This window comes from Bradyrhizobium sp. 613_E4_N2_2 (assembly GCF_052075995.1).
Taxonomy (GTDB): domain Bacteria; phylum Pseudomonadota; class Alphaproteobacteria; order Rhizobiales; family Xanthobacteraceae; genus Bradyrhizobium; species Bradyrhizobium barranii.
Window position 1 is genome coordinate 810958 of the sequence record NZ_CP197234.1, and the last position, 14475, is coordinate 825432.

General features: G+C 62.8%; 12 protein-coding genes. 5 read left to right on the forward strand and 7 right to left on the reverse strand.

Going from position 1 to position 14475, the window contains the following annotated elements; genetic code table 11:
• Window positions 1-125: 125 nt before the first annotated feature.
• From AB7290_RS03815 to AB7290_RS03830, 4 genes are all read right to left on the reverse strand, one after another.
• On the reverse strand, window positions 126-1280 hold the full coding sequence (locus tag AB7290_RS03815) for an acyl-CoA dehydrogenase family protein (protein ID WP_085402656.1): 1155 nt from the start codon (window positions 1278-1280) through the stop codon (window positions 126-128).
• 11 nt (window positions 1281-1291) lie between these two features.
• A complete protein-coding gene (locus tag AB7290_RS03820; protein WP_085402655.1) occupies window positions 1292-2512 on the reverse strand; it encodes an MFS transporter in 1221 nt (406 codons plus the stop codon).
• Between the two features lie 159 nt (window positions 2513-2671).
• On the reverse strand, window positions 2672-3781 hold the full coding sequence (locus AB7290_RS03825) for a winged helix-turn-helix domain-containing protein (protein WP_085402654.1): 1110 nt from the start codon (window positions 3779-3781) through the stop codon (window positions 2672-2674).
• Window positions 3782-3892: 111 nt separating this feature from the next.
• The gene (locus tag AB7290_RS03830) at window positions 3893-5479 is read right to left on the reverse strand and encodes a winged helix-turn-helix domain-containing tetratricopeptide repeat protein (RefSeq protein ID WP_085402653.1); all 1587 of its coding nucleotides are present in this window, start codon (window positions 5477-5479) and stop codon (window positions 3893-3895) included.
• A 153-nt stretch (window positions 5480-5632) separates the two neighbouring features.
• On the opposite strand from AB7290_RS03830, the gene AB7290_RS03835 reads away from it, so the two are divergent.
• From AB7290_RS03835 to AB7290_RS03845, 3 genes are read left to right on the forward strand one after another with little or no spacing between them, the layout of a single operon-like run.
• Window positions 5633-6550 (forward strand): DUF1127 domain-containing protein, encoded by a 918-nt coding sequence (locus tag AB7290_RS03835; RefSeq protein WP_085402652.1) that lies wholly within the window; start codon window positions 5633-5635, stop codon window positions 6548-6550.
• A gap of 46 nt (window positions 6551-6596) precedes the next feature.
• The gene (locus tag AB7290_RS03840; protein ID WP_085402651.1) at window positions 6597-7571 is read left to right on the forward strand and encodes a Bug family tripartite tricarboxylate transporter substrate binding protein; all 975 of its coding nucleotides are present in this window, start codon (window positions 6597-6599) and stop codon (window positions 7569-7571) included.
• A gap of 24 nt (window positions 7572-7595) precedes the next feature.
• Window positions 7596-8612, forward strand: a complete 1017-nt coding sequence (locus tag AB7290_RS03845; RefSeq protein WP_085402650.1) for a methyltransferase — start codon at window positions 7596-7598, stop codon at window positions 8610-8612.
• Window positions 8613-8671: 59 nt separating this feature from the next.
• On the opposite strand, the gene AB7290_RS03850 is transcribed toward AB7290_RS03845, so the two are convergent.
• Complete coding sequence (locus AB7290_RS03850; protein WP_085402649.1) at window positions 8672-8917, reverse strand: hypothetical protein; 246 nt, start codon at window positions 8915-8917, stop codon at window positions 8672-8674.
• A gap of 129 nt (window positions 8918-9046) precedes the next feature.
• On the reverse strand, window positions 9047-9256 hold the full coding sequence (locus AB7290_RS03855) for a hypothetical protein (RefSeq protein ID WP_014498566.1): 210 nt from the start codon (window positions 9254-9256) through the stop codon (window positions 9047-9049).
• Between the two features lie 299 nt (window positions 9257-9555).
• Between AB7290_RS03855 and AB7290_RS03860 the strand changes: the two genes are divergently transcribed.
• Complete coding sequence (locus AB7290_RS03860) at window positions 9556-9972, forward strand: SRPBCC family protein (protein ID WP_085402692.1); 417 nt, start codon at window positions 9556-9558, stop codon at window positions 9970-9972.
• Between the two features lie 192 nt (window positions 9973-10164).
• Here the strand turns inward: AB7290_RS03860 and AB7290_RS03865 are convergent, their stop codons facing one another.
• Window positions 10165-11538, reverse strand: a complete 1374-nt coding sequence (locus AB7290_RS03865; protein WP_135215883.1) for a (Fe-S)-binding protein — start codon at window positions 11536-11538, stop codon at window positions 10165-10167.
• A gap of 458 nt (window positions 11539-11996) precedes the next feature.
• Between AB7290_RS03865 and AB7290_RS03870 the strand changes: the two genes are divergently transcribed.
• Complete coding sequence (locus AB7290_RS03870; RefSeq protein WP_434057407.1) at window positions 11997-13628, forward strand: glycosyl hydrolase family 17 protein; 1632 nt, start codon at window positions 11997-11999, stop codon at window positions 13626-13628.
• Window positions 13629-14475: the final 847 nt, after the last annotated feature.

Below are 14475 nucleotides of genomic sequence, written 5' to 3' on the forward strand. Positions count from 1 at the left end.
ACAGGTCCTTCAACGACCGCCCGTGTGGAGAGATGCCCCTCACCCCAACCCTCTCAGCGCGAGCGAAGCTCGTCGCGGCCCCGTAAGAACGGGGCGAGGGAGCGCAGCGTCGTTGCGGCTGTAGTTCAGCGTCCCTCCGCCAAAATCGCCTTCCCCACATCCTCATAATGCGTATCCCGCGCCTGGATCTGCTGCGCGATCGCGTGCATGTCGCGAAAGCGCCGCTCGAACGGATTGCTGCGGAACACCGCAGTCGCGCCGGCCATGTGATAGGCGGCGTCGACCACCTTGGCCGATTGATGGATGGTCCAGGTCGCGGCGAGGCGAACGGCGCTGCGATGCGCCGGGCTGAATTGGCCGGTCGCGCAGAGGTCGCGCCACATCGCATTCGCCGTCGCATAGAGATAGGCGCGCGCGGCGCGCAGATCGCCCTCGGTGCGGCCGATCAGGCCTTGGACGGCCTGGTTGTCGCGCATGGCGCTCGCTGCCAGCGACTGGTGCTTTGCCCGCGACAAAGCGATGGCCGCATCCAGCGTCGCGCGCGCCACGCCCAGCGAGACAGCGGCAAAGCCGAGGCTGAAGGTCGATCCGGTGCCGATCCTGTAGAGCGGACCCGTCTCAACCAGCGCGGACGGCACGTCACGGAACGCCGTGAAGCGCTCGGGGATGAAGAGGTCGCTCACCTCATAGGAGTCCGTGCCTGTGCCGGCGAGCCCGATCGCCTGCCAGACGTCATGCAGCACCGCGCTCGCGACCGGAAACAGGATGGTACGAACCTCCGGCGAACCGTCGGCATTTTTGCGCGGCGTCCCGTCGGCTCCGACGATGCGGACATGCGCCCCCAGCCAGCTCGCCTGCCGCGAGCCCGAGGCAAAATCCCAGCGCGCCGTGACGCGATAGCCGCCTTCGACCGCACGCGCCTCATGCGCGATCGCGCCCCAGGCAAGGATGCCGGGCGGCGTGTCGAAGATCTCGCACGCAATGTCGTGGTTGAGCGAAGCTGCGATCATCGCGCAGACGCTGCATTGGCCGAGACACCAGGCCGTGGAGGCATCGGCCTTTGCGATCTCCTCCTGCATCTCCATGAAGATTTCGATGGGGACTTCGGCGCCGCCCAGGCTTTGCGGCAGCAGCGCGCGATAGAGCCCGTTCTCGATCAGCGCGGAGACGACCGTGGACGTCAGCCGCCGCGTCCGTTCGATCTCGTCCGCTTCGCCCGCAATCAGCGGTGCGATGGCGCGGGCACGTTCAACGAGATCGAAGCCCTGCGGCCTGTTCATGCGTTGCCTCGTTAGGCCGCGGCGCGGCCAAGGTCGAGCTGTTGCCTGCGCTTGGTCGGAAAGCTCAGCGCCACTGCGACGGCGGCAAGCCCGATCGCGAAGGAGCCGGCGTGCAGCCATGTGTAGCGCTGGAAATTGTCGAACGCGAGCCCGCCGGCCCATGGACCGAGCGCCATGCCGAGGCTGGCAAAGGCCGACACCGCGCCGAACACGGTGCCCATGATGCGCGCGCCGAAGTACTCGCGGACCAGCACTGCATAGAGCGGCATCACCCCGCCATAGGCGAGGCCGAACACGACCGAGAGCGCATAGAATTCACCGAGCTGCGCCACCGCGAGATAGGTCGCGATGCACATCGCCTGCACGAACAGGCCGCCGACCAGCACGGGCTTTGCGCCGATGCGATCGGCTGCCGCGCCGAGCAGCAGGCGTCCGCCGAGCCCGGAGACGCCGGCGACGCTGTAGACCGTCACTGCCGTGAGCGGGGCGATGCCGCACACCATCGCATAGGACACCATGTGAAAGATCGGGCCGGAATGCGCCGCGCAGCAGGCGAAATGCGCGGCTGCGAGCACGATGAATTGCGGCGTGCGCAGCGCCTGTGCCGCGGTCAGCTCGATCTCCGGTGCCGCGTCGGTGCTTGCTGGGCCAGCCGCCTGCGGCGCCGGCCGCACCAGGAAGCAGGCCGGGATCAGCAGCGCCCACGCGGCGATGCCGATCACCAGCATCGCGGTGCGCCAGTCATAGGCCGTGATCAGCCAGCTTGCGGTCGGCGCGATCGTCACCGGCGACACGCCCATGCCGGCGGAGACCAGCGCCACCGCGAGGCTGCGGTTCTTTTCGATCCAGGCGCTCGCGAGCGCCATCATCGGCGCGTAGAAGCTGCCGGCAGCGACGCCGATCAGCACGCCGAAGAACAGCTGGAATTGCCACAGGCTGGTTGCCTGGCTCGCAGTCACGAGACCGAGGCCCAGCAGCAGGCTTCCGGCAAGCACCACGATGCGGGTGCCAAATCGATCCGACAGCGTGCCCCAGAAGAACGCGGCAACGCCCATGCAGAGGAAATCCAGCGTCGCCGCCGCCGACACGCCCGCGCGCGACCAGCCCATCGCTTCGGAGATCGGCTGCAGGAAGACCGCAAGCGACAGCATCGTGCCGAAGCCGACACAGGTCATCAGCGCTCCCGCGGCGACAACGACCCAGCCATAGTCGAACCCTGACGGCTTGCTCATGCGTTTCCTCTGCGCTTTTGCTCTTGTTGATGGTGCGCGCGGGGATGGTGGCCCATCTATCGGCGGAGGGCAAGGTTACGCGCAATGCGCGGGTACAGAGCTCGTTACCTTGCAGCGCCTTGAGCATCGGCACGCGCGATGGGCCGCCGCAACGTCGGCTTAGGATGTGTCTTGTGCCGCAGTTTCGCTGCCCCCGCGTGCCCGTTGCCCCGGCCACCCGTAAGCCGAGATCAGGCTCATGTAGGCCTCAAAATCCGTGCCGGTCATATTGAGGGAGCGGCTGCACTGTTGAAGGGCTTCTTCATATTGACGGAGGTGCAAGTGTGCCACGCAGAGAAGCCGCGCTGCGATGGTATCCTGCAAGGCGGCCAGGTTTGCGAGGTCGCCGTCGAACCGATCCGACCAGATGTCGCGGGCGGTCTGAAGGTCGGTCAGAGATACGTTGACCCGCACCTGGTCTCCGTTGCGTCTCACCGCGCCCCGCACGGCCCAGCGGACGTGGAGATCCGTCCCGAGCTGCTGCAAATCGATCACCTTCTTCTTGTAGGTCAAGGCGGTGTCGCGTCCAACAACGAGAGTGGCGGGCGTTCGCGCGAGATCGGTGGTCAAGCCTGTCGAGATCAAGTCGGCAAAGGAGTCCTGCGCCGGACCGTCGTTGAGGCTGGCGAAGGGCAACACGACGAGAGAGAGGCGAGGCGCGATCTCGGGCCTGACTGTCGGCTGTGGCTGGATATTTTGAGCTTCCCGTTGTGCGTCGGTACGGACCGTCTTCCAGGCATTCCAGTATCCGGCAACGCCACCGGCAATTGCGCCGATGGCGGCGACCGACGCCAGCACGCTGCCGACGAGCTTCAAACGGCCTCTGAGGTCCTCCAGCCAGCCTGCGGATCGCCGTTCGCCAACAGCGTTTGCAGAGGTAACCGGGACCATGACTGCTGCCGTGGTTCCTGGTTGCCGATCCTCATCGTGCACGGCGCCCACGAAACGAAAGCCCTTGCGTGGAAATGTCTTGATAAGACGTTGTTGCTGACCGGAGTCACCGATCGCGCGCCGGACGGCGTTCACCCGGGTCGTCAGCGCCGCATCGGATACGATCCGGCCATTCCAAATCGCGTTGACGAGATCGTCCTTGCTGACGACGCGATCCCTGCTGCGGATCAGATGTTCGAGCAGATCGAGAACCTGGGGTGTCGTGGGCACCACATCGAGCCCGCGCCGCAATTCGCGCCGCTCGGTGTCCAACGCACAGTCCTCGAAGAAATAGCGCATGGCACCATTCTCCAAGCCTGCCCTCTATTCTCCGAGGGCGCGGGAGCAATAATCCGTGGAGAATAGGCCTTCGCTCCCGAAAATGTAAGCCGCGAACATTGGTCCACCCCGTCAGGGGGTGCCAACGTCGTGCTTTTCCGGAAGGCCCGCTTCGCAGAGACCCTTCTCGAAGATCGCGAAGTCATCTGCCCGGCGAAACGGTGCCAGATTTTCGAGATTGGCACGAAGATCTGGATTGCATTCAAGGGCTTGCAGGAGGGATCGTTGCGCTCGTTCACGCCGCCCAGCGAATGCGTTGCTGGCTGCGGCAATGCAGGTCACGAGCAGGAAACTCGTCTGACCGCGCAATGCGGTCTCGGCGCATGATACTGCCGCGTCATAGCGGCCCGCCAGAAAATGCGCATACGCCATGGCTCCCTGCGCGTCGTAGTACATGGGCGGATCGAGCGGGCTCAATCTCACGGCATGTGCGGAGTGCTCGAGGGCGAGATCCGGCTCTCCCCTCCAAACTCTCAGCCAGGCACTGGTGGCCCAGGCTTGCGCGAAGTTAGGGTTGTCAGCCAAAGCTCGATCCACGAAAGCAGCCGCGTCGTCGAACTCGTGGGCTATGAAGGCGAGCGCATATCCACCCACGGACAGTGCAACCGGATCATTTGCCCCCAGTTCTACGGCCTTCCGGGCCAGCCGGGTGGCTTCCGCAATTTCCTTCGCGGGATCGCTGATCCAGCCGTTCGCCTTGCGCCGGGTATAGCACCAGGCGGCCATGGCATAGCCACAAGCCAGTCGAGGGTCGAGTTCGGTCGCCTTGCAAAAGAGCTGCAACGCCTCGGTGTTTGCGTTGTTGGACCAACGGGATTTCGTCAGCCCGCGCAGATAATGATCATACGCATCCAGATTTTCGGGTGGCTTCCGCCTTGCCCGCTTGATTTCCTCACGCTGCAGCCTCGGGGCGATTGCGCCTATGACACTGGACGTCAGATTGTCCTGCAGATCGAACATGTCCTCGATCGGGCCCTCAAAGCGGTCTGCCCAGAGATGCGTTCCAGTTTCGGCATCGATCAGCTGCCCCGCGATTCGAATGCGATTTCCGGCTTTGCGCACGCTACCTTCGAGGACATAGCGTACACCAAGCTCGCGGCCGACCTGCTTTACGTCAACGACCCGGCCTTTATACGCAAAGCTCGAATTGCGTGCGATCACGAACAGCCAGCGAAAATGAGCCAGAGCCATCGTGATTTCCTCCACGATGCCATCTGCGAAATACTCCTGTTCGGGATCGGAGCTGAGGCTGACGAAAGGGAGTACGGCAATCGAGGGCTTATCCGGTAGCGGGAGGGCCGCTCCTCTCGCTTCTGACCGGTGAGGGACGGTTGAAGGATCCGGCTCCCGTACTTCCCGAACTGCTCCGACGAAACGGAAGCCCTTGCGCGGGATCGTCTTGATCAGGCGCTGCGCTTCCCCGCAATCGCCGACTGCCGTGCGGACGCCATTGATGCGGGTCGCAAGCGCGGCCTCCGATACGATGCGCCCCTTCCAGATCGCGTTCATGAGGTCGTCTTTGCTGACGACACGCTCCCTGTTGCCGATCAAGTAGTCGAGAATGTCGAAGACCTGTGGCGCAACGGAAACAGCATCGGCCCCGCGATGCAGCTCGCGCCGATCCGTGTCGAGCACGTATTCATCGAAGAGATAGCGCAAGTTGCCACTCCCGTCGTTGGATGAAGCCGCCTCTGCACCTGCTGGGGCGTAAAGTAAGGCGCCGGTCAGGAAAATGTAAGCTGCACGTCAAGCGTGCCCGGCGAAGTCCTGACATCCTGCCCTCGGTAAAGGTATCGCCAAGGGATATCGCCGATGAGTACCATCAACGGCGTTGCACAGGTGCGACGGACTGCCACACCCGTGCAGCAAGTGACCAGCCTTTTCCTGCGGGTCTGGAGCGCATGGCAGAAGCGCCGAAGACGACTGAAGGTACAAACCGCTCTCTGTGCCCTCAGCGATCGGGAGCTGATTGATCTCGGCGCGACGCGCGCCGAGATTGACTACATTGCCTTGCAGCAAGGCCGCGCAAGGCCCGATCGTCCGGCACCCTGGCGCATTGGCAGTGCGCTTGCGATCCTGTTGGTCGTCAACCTGTTCAGCTTGATTTCCGTAGATCGCGCCGAGGCTCAATGCACTGCGCAGGATGGTTTGCGGAGGCAGCTGGCGGTCAAGGTCGACCCGCCGGCTCGCAGATCGGAGATTCCGATCAGCTCGGCTGCAGATGTCCTGGCGTGGAAGACGATCCGGATAGGAACATTCACGGACACGTTCGCTCTTCGCAGCGCGATGAGCGCAATGGGCTGCGGCGTCGGAAATTCGGCTGATGAGATACTCGCTCGACCGGCCTTTACGCTAAGTCGCAAGAAGGCGGAGGTTGAGCTTGTTGCCGTGTCGGTTGCCGAGCTCGGCTTTCAAGGCGAGGCTTCGCTGCGGGAAATCTATGCGCGTGCACAACAGCTCGGTCTTGCTCTGGCGCCCGCCGAAATCGCGCCGCAGCTGAGACTTCAGTATTTGGACCAGCCGATCGGTGAGTTTCTCACCATCGGGATGGAGCCTATCGGAACGTGGGCGGGCGAAGCGGTCGTCCTGACGGTGGCGAATGGCGGAGCAGGCCTCATCCTGATCGGCCAGGATGGCCGTGAGGACGCGCAGATATCTGCGATATCCCGTTTTGTGTTCGTGCGACCCGGCTCATCCATGGCTCCAGAGACCGCAGCGATGGCCAGGTAGCATGCGGCGATCTCATTTGGTCTGGGCTCGATCAGGGAAACGGGTGATGATCACGCGTCGTGATGTGTTGTCAGCGGCAGCTGCCGCGTTCGCCGCTGCGCATATTTCACCGCGGGCGCTTGCACAGCCGATCGCGAGAACCGCGCATATCCTGACGGGCTTCACGCCGGGGCTGCAGGATGGGTTGGCGCGGCTCGTGGCCGGCCATATGAGCGGCTATGCGGAAACCATCGTGGTCGAGACCCGTCCCGGCGCGGCCGGTCGCATCGCGGTGGAGGCGGTGAAGAGCGCCGACGCCGACGGATCGGTCATGCTGTTCGCGCCGCTCGGCTTCATGATGTTCTTTCCGCACGTCTACAAGACGCTGAGATACCATCCGCGGGATTTCATACCTGTGTCGACCGTCGCCTCGACCCCGACATTGCTGACGGTCGGTCCCAGCGTGCCGGCCGACGTCAAGACGCTGGCGGACTTCGTGGCCTGGTGCCGCGCCAATCCGAAGCACGCCACCTTTGGTTCGCCGGGCGCCGGAACCTCGCTGCATTTTCTCGGTGCGATGCTGGGCCGCAGCGCCGGCTTCGATTTTCTTCACGTTCCCTATCAGGGCGGCGGTGCGATTCAGGATCTGGTCAAGGGCGTGATTGCCGCGACCGTCATGCCGATCGGCAGCTCGCTCGGGCTCGTCCAATCCGGCGATCTTCGCGCGCTGGCGACCACCGGACCGCGCCGCAGCCTGTTTGTTCCGGCGGTGCCGACGATGCGGGAGGCCGGATATCCGTCGCTCGAGGACCTCACATGGTTTGCGTTCTTCGTTCCGGCCAAGACGCCGGCGCCGATCGTCGATAAGCTCAACGCCGCGATCCAGGCGGCCTTGCGCACCGACGAGGTCAAGGCCGGCATGGCAAAGCTGGCCGTCGAGCCCGACGCGATCGCCATGGAAGACTTCGCCCGGCTGATCGCATCCGAATCCGACCGGTGGAAGGCGATCGTGCAGACAACGGGGTTCGTCCCGACCGATTGAACCGGCATTGACAGGAGGCAACACATGAGCGGGCCGGCATCCGTGCATGATCTCGTGCAGTCGCATCGCATCACCGCGGTGATCTATGCGGCGGCGAAGCTCAATCTCGCCGAGGCCATCGGCCACGAGGCGAAATCGGTGGCCGAGCTCGCCCGGCTGGTGTCCGCCGATGAAAGTGCGCTGCGCAGGCTGCTCGTTGGCCTGACGACACTTGGCCTGTGCAGGCAGGCCGACCGCGACCGGTTTGCCATGACCGAGCTCGGCCGGCAGCTCGACGAGACCGCCGATCCCTCCTTCAAGGACTGGGTTCTCTTCGAGGGCGAGATGCTCGCGCAATCCTGGATCGGACTGGTCGAGTCGGTTCGCTCGGGCAAGAGCGCGGGCGAGCTGCGCGGCGATGGCGACGATCGCTATGCCGCGACGAGCAATGCGCCGGAATTCACCCGCCGCTTCAACGCCGCGATGGTCAGCCTGACGCGGAGCATCGTTCCAAGGATCGTTGCGGCCCACGACTTCGCGACCGCGCGCGTCGTCATGGATATCGGTGGCGGCACCGGCGAATTGATCGGCGGCGTGCTCCAGCACAACCCGCATCTTGAGGGCATCGCCTTCGATCTGGCGCGCTGCGAGCCGGGAGCGCGGGCGCATTTTGACCGGCTTGGCATCGCCAATCGCTGCCGGTTCGTCGCCGGCAGTTTCTTCGAGAAGGTCCTGGGCGGCGCCGACACGATCCTGATGAAGAGCATCCTGCACAATTGGAGAGACGATCGTTGCGAAGTCATTCTGCGCAACTGCCGGGACGCGCTGCCGGCCAGCGGAACGTTGATCATGATCGAACGGATCATGCCGGAGCCTGCGACGACCGAGAGCCAGGACCGCTCCTGCGCCATGAGCGACCTCAATATGCTGCGGGGACTTGGCGGCCGCGAGCGGACGGAAGCCGAGTATCGCAGGCTTGGCGTCCTGGCCGGCTTCGCCTTCGTCGGCACCAGCGGTGTCGGCTCGTTCAGCCTGGTCGAATTCCGAAAGGTCGGACACTGACTGCCGTCCGTTGGGGCGGCAGTCGAGTCTCATTCCATCAGGCCTTGGCGCAGGATCGATCAGCAGCCCCGGCAGACGCCGGAGATCTTGCGATCGACGTCGGCATCCTCTTGGTCGAGGAAATCCAGCGATCCCGAACTTGCCGAGGGCACGTCGGAGGCGTGGGGCTGGCGGTGACCGACCGGGGCCGTCCACGGCCTGGTGGTCGTTTCCTTTCCGGGCAGCGACGGGTGGAAAGGTTGCGCCGAAGCTGCGCCCATCGTCGATACGATCGTGACCACAATCAGCATCTTTGAGGTGATCATAGGTGTCTCCAAATGCATCCCGCCCTGCATGTGCGGTTCAGACATTCAGATTTGCATCGAGGACCCGCTATTCCCTGTCATCGCGCAGGCGTGATGCCGCCGTGGTCCGGCCTTCCGGAACGACGTTTGTCAGGCCGGCGCTTTCCTGCCGATCAGACCGAAGACGATCATGACGAGGCTGATGCCGCCGACAGCGCCCGAGACCTCTCCGACCGTGCGCATCAGGGCGGCAGGATCATTGGACCACGGCGTCATGTCCCGCATCGAGAGGAAGAACAGGACGGCGAGCACCAGCAGCACCGAGCCTACGGCAATCAATCGCCAGTTTCGCTTTCGCATGACAGACACTCCCCCGTATCGCCCACGGATGGGCGGGGCCGCTTAGGACGCAGGGAGATAGTGTCGTCGAGCCCGGGTCGGGTTCAATGGCCACGGGCCGCATCGAACAAATGTGACCCTCATCCCCAATTTGTTCGCGGCCGCTGGTGGGTGGCCAACAGACGTTTTGACATTTTTGTGTTTTCAACGCTTTGACGGCTCGACCCTGTCGGCTTGGACCAGTCTCGATCGTCCTTGGATGGACCCCGCACACGTCAGTGATGCCGTCACCTAGAAAATTGAACCAGGAGCTTATGTTCATGAGGATCACCGTCGAAACCACCGTAGCAGCCCCCATCGATCAGGTCTGGCGTGCCTATACGACACCTGCTGACATCATGGAGTGGAACGCCGCGTCCGACGACTGGCATACGACCAAGGCTACGGTCGACCTGCGGGAGGGCGGGGTCTTCTCGTCGCGCATGGAAGCCAAGGACGGCAGCATGGGCTTTGACTTCGCCGGGACTTACACGACGATTGTCGAACACAAGCTGATCGAATATTCATTCGGCGATCGCAAGGCCGAAGTCGAGTTCGTGCCCGGGGCGAAGGGCGTCGTCGTCCGCGTTGTCTTCGATAGCGAACCGACTCACTCGGTTGAGCAGCAGCAGGGCGGCTGGCAGGCCATCCTCGACAACTTCGCGCGACACGTGCAGGCGAAGCAGAAGACGTCGTGAAGCCGTGCGGGGGCAGGAGATCGACGTCCTTGACGGGCGTCGTCGGCTTTCCGCGCAGAGCACCTGACGGAAATTGATCAGTCGAGGAATAGCCGGCTTCGGGGTCAGTCGCGTCGGTTGACCCCTCAGCCGGCGACCTCCGGTTTGCGCCGGGCTCACCGGCGCGGTGGGCCAACAGGTGACGTCAAGCTGCTACGACGGCTCCACGCCCCCGGCGCGCGTCTCCGGGGGCGCGCCACGCCTCAGGGGAAGTGGCTGGTCGCCAAGCAACACCTTCACCACCACGTCACGCGCACTGCCGGGATCAAGCGAGTGCTTTGCGATCAGGTCGCTACAGTCGGCGACGATCTGGTCGGCGTCCTGCATGATCTTGAGCTCTTTGTAGCGATCGTGCCGATGCAGGCCCATGCTTTCGCCAACCACTTCAAGGATATTTACGATACGGAATGGCCAGTCGCGCTCGTGCGCGCACAGTTCGCGATGATCGGAATGATAGACCGCGACCAGTGCATCGACACCTGCATCGCGCGCCGCCTCAAGCTCCATAAGTTGCAATTCGCGCTTGTACTTTGGAAGCGCGCCGACATCCACGCTCTGCAAACCCACCGCCGGCTGGTTCAGATCGACGAGTTCGATACCGGGTACCGCCGTCAAGATCTCAGCTGCGGATTCCACGACGCCGGCCACGCCGGGATGCCTGTGCAGCGCGACCCGCATTTCGACCCTGCGCTGAAGGTGCGGCTTGAGCTGCCCCAGCCGGTCGCCGAGAAAGCGCATGAATGGGCTCATCTCGAACGGGCGCGACCCGTGCTGTCGCTCCACCGTTGGCAGGATGGTCTCCGTGTACTGGACGTAGCACGACGGGCACCAGGAGATCACCTGCCCCGAGTTCGAGTGCGACAGCTTTTCCATCGTACTCGATCCCATACGACCGGCCATCTCTGCGTCGCCAGACTTGAGTTGGAGAATGCCGCAGCAATGGCTCGGCCCGCCCATCACCTGGTAACTGACGCCGAGCGCGTCCATGATATCGAGGGCAAGCAAGGCGATGTGCGGCGTCTTGAGCACATTGCAGCCGGTGTAAAACACGAAATCCGGCGCTTCAACGGGCGTGGCGACCGACGCCGATCTCTGACCCAGTCGTTCGAGCACGTCCGTATCGAGTTGCAGGCGCGAAAGCGCGTTCACGCCACGACTGCCGTCGCGATACCTCTCGACACCCCGCCGGCGCCGTTCGGCAAGCTCATTGTCCGACTTCGCGATGCCAAGCCGCGCCATGCTCAGCAGGAAACGCGGATTGACGCCATAGCTGCACGCCTTGATGCATGCCCCGCTCCGCATGCAGGACTGCGCCCATTTGCGCGACGCTTCCGGGCCGTTGCCGGTACGCACCAGCTCGAGAATGCCGCCGATGATGTCTTCGGACTTTGTCGTCCGCGAGATGCCGGCCGGCTCGACACTCGGACAGGCCTCGACGCATTTCCCGCATCGCGTACAGGCGTCGAGCATGTCTTCGGCATATTCAGCCAGGGACGTCTCGAAGGGGACCTCGTTCATCGGCTGCATGACCAACTCCCAGGCCTGCTGGAGGATCAGCTACGTGCGGCACACGACAACGCCGGAACCTAACCCACAATTGGCGAGCTGTACACGAGCAGGCCGCAATGGGGATCTGTCGCCTTCGGGTCAATCGCGTCTGCTACGCGCTGGGTGAGCCCGCTGCCAGCGTGCCCTTACTACCGGACCACCCGTGACCGATCTGGACTTCGCATTCGGGCCAACAGGCGGCGTCCGTTAGCCGGCACGGCGACCGTCAGAGCAAGGCCACTCTGCTGCCGGTCCCCGAAGGCCATCTCGGGAGATGGGGAGGATTATTTCTACCCGCCCCGCGGTAGCCCTTAAGGCCTTTGTTTGACGTTGACTCGCCTCTTGCGGCACGGACGATCCGGCACCAGCTTTCACACGTCAGGTAGGGACCGGCGGACGATGATCTCTGTTGTTGTCGGGTCACGACAACATGCCGGTTGACCGACGATCTCTACGTTGGAGGGTCAACTATTTCGCCCCGCACGCCTCTGGCGCTTCTCATCATATCCCTGGGTGCGATCGCCGCGGTGTGGTGGTGGCTGGCCATACCGATCAACCTGGCGCGCGCGCCGATCGATCCGAATGCCAAGCTGCAATGCATATCCTACGCGCCCTTCCGCAACAACCAAACGTCGGAGTCGCCGACACCGGTGCCGCGGGACCAGATCGCGGAAGATCTCGCCCAGCTTGCCAAAATAACCGAATGTATCCGTACCTATGCGACTGATCTTGGTCTCGATCAGATCCCCGAACTTGCGTCCAAGGTGGGGCTGAAAGTCATTCAGGGAATTTGGCTCGATAGGGACCGACGGAAGAGCGCGACGCAGATATCCACGGGCATACGCCTCGCCCGGCAATATCCGGAAACCATCACCGCACTCGTGGTCGGCAATGAGGTTCTGTTGCATCGGAAGATGACACCTTCCGATCTTGCTGCCTTGATCCGCTCGGTCAAGGCACAGGTGCCGGTCCCCGTCACCTATTCCGACGTCTGGGAGTACTGGCTGCGCTATCGGGAACTCGGTGACGCCGTCGATTTCGTCACCCTTCATATCCTGCCATATTGGGAAAATGTCCCGGTCGCGGCGAAATCCGCCGCTGCTCACGTCGACGCCGTCCGAAAGCAGGTGGCGTCGGCGTTTCCGGGTAAGGAAATCCTGATTGGAGAAACAGGTTGGCCGAGCGAAGGGCGGATGCGCGAGTCGGCGCTACCATCGCGCACCAATCAGGCGCGGGTGATCTCGGAGGTCCTCGATCTTGCCCGGCGCGAGAATTTCCGCGTCAACCTGTTCGAGGCGTATGATGAATTGTGGAAGCATGAGTTCGAGGGCACCGTCGGCGGATCGTGGGGCTTATTCGATTCCGCGCAGCGCACGCTGAAATATCCGCCCGGCATCCCCGTCAGCAATTATCCGCTCTGGAAACTGCAAATGAGCAGCGGAATGGCGCTGGCGATCCTGGTGTTCGGCGCTGCATGGCTGACCTTGCGCCGGAAGCTCTCGCAGCCCCGGCTCGTCTCGTGGCTTGCGGTCGGAATATCGGCAACCACCGCCGGAGTCCTGTTCGGGGTGGCCGCTCAAAAGATGTTCTATGAAAGCTACGGCGCGGGCAGCTGGCTTCTGTGGGGCGCACTTCTGGCGGCGGCAACTGCCTCGCCGCTGTTCGGCGCCAACGCCCTGATGTCCGGGCGCGCACCGCCCACATTTCTGGAATTGCTGGGTCCGGAGGACTACCGGACCCCATCGGGGTTGGCGATCATGCACGGATTGATCTTGATCGTAATCATCGTGATCGGCACGGAGACCGCGCTGGGCTTGATGTTTGACCCGCGCGAAAAGGATTTTCCCTTTGCGGCGCTCACTATGGCGGCGGTCCCTTTTGCGGCGATGACGCAGCTCAATCGCCCGAAGAAAGGAATCCGCCCCATGGCGGAAGCGATGTTTGCCGTCGTATTCCTGGTGGCAGCCATCTATGCGGCGCTTAGCGAAGGACCGAACAATTGGCAGTCGCTGTGGACTTGTGCGGCCTATATCCTGCTTGCGGTTACGCTGTGGCGGGCGCGCGCTTGAGTAAACCTGGCCAGCCGACTTCCGTTGTGGGTCAATCGCGTCACTATGGCCGCGTGCCGATCTCTTCCGGTCTACCTCTGTGAACGGAAATCGTCAGACTGCACCGGCACGTCTCACACGGGCCAGAAGCGGACCCACGACCTAATCCCGAAATCCTGCCCTCGACCGCTCGCCTTCATATGCAAGCCAATCAGAGGATAATCTGTCGTATTGTGGTTTACTTATTGGAAATGAAGCGAGCCGCTGAATGCCATCTCCCATAGAATAGATCGCCACCGTGTACTCTCGGCCCCGTTGATCCGGTGTGCGGGGAATGGCGATGTACCTTCGGTGTTCGCTACGCTGGCCTAGGAAAACATCGAGCACTTGGCCGACTTCAGCTTTGCCTTTGAGAGTCTCCGTGATTCTCAGACGGGCGAACCATACATCGTTGGTACAAAGCTCGCAGTGACGGCCACCCATCCATATTACGGGTTGCTGCAAGCGAACTCTCGCAACGACGACATCCCTAGCGTCGGGAGACAAATTGTTCAGTGCCTCTACGAGATTGTCTGGCGCGCCTTCTGAAAAATACGCAATGGGCGTCTTGTTCTCCATCGCCGAGGAACGCGGCGGACCGACAATGATTGCGCTCGTCATCGCAGCGACAAGAGCTAGGCTTCGCTTGACCGATTTCATCTACAGCACTGCGCACCGAATGGTTGTAGTGGCACTATAATCCAATTTTGAGAAGTTGAACAGATTAGGTCTGCTTTGGGTCAAAATGCGAAGAACTCAGAGTGAGCAAAGTCAGCCCGCTCTACTCCGCCAAGCGAACCTCAATGAAAGGTGTCGCCACTTCGCTGAT

What these genes read in the sequence shown, in the direction of transcription:
- AB7290_RS03840 (WP_085402651.1), top strand. Translation starts at nt 6,597, where the DNA reads ATGATCACGCGTCGTGATGTGTTGTCAGCGGCAGCTGCCGCGTTCGCC.
- AB7290_RS03865 (WP_135215883.1), bottom strand. Translation starts at nt 11,538, where the DNA reads ATGCAGCCGATGAACGAGGTCCCCTTCGAGACGTCCCTGGCTGAATAT.
- AB7290_RS03825 (WP_085402654.1), bottom strand. Translation starts at nt 3,781, where the DNA reads ATGCGCTATTTCTTCGAGGACTGTGCGTTGGACACCGAGCGGCGCGAA.
- AB7290_RS03820 (WP_085402655.1), bottom strand. Translation starts at nt 2,512, where the DNA reads ATGAGCAAGCCGTCAGGGTTCGACTATGGCTGGGTCGTTGTCGCCGCG.
- AB7290_RS03855 (WP_014498566.1), bottom strand. Translation starts at nt 9,256, where the DNA reads ATGCGAAAGCGAAACTGGCGATTGATTGCCGTAGGCTCGGTGCTGCTG.
- AB7290_RS03850 (WP_085402649.1), bottom strand. Translation starts at nt 8,917, where the DNA reads ATGATCACCTCAAAGATGCTGATTGTGGTCACGATCGTATCGACGATG.
- AB7290_RS03815 (WP_085402656.1), bottom strand. Translation starts at nt 1,280, where the DNA reads ATGAACAGGCCGCAGGGCTTCGATCTCGTTGAACGTGCCCGCGCCATC.
- AB7290_RS03860 (WP_085402692.1), top strand. Translation starts at nt 9,556, where the DNA reads ATGAGGATCACCGTCGAAACCACCGTAGCAGCCCCCATCGATCAGGTC.
- AB7290_RS03845 (WP_085402650.1), top strand. Translation starts at nt 7,596, where the DNA reads ATGAGCGGGCCGGCATCCGTGCATGATCTCGTGCAGTCGCATCGCATC.
- AB7290_RS03835 (WP_085402652.1), top strand. Translation starts at nt 5,633, where the DNA reads ATGAGTACCATCAACGGCGTTGCACAGGTGCGACGGACTGCCACACCC.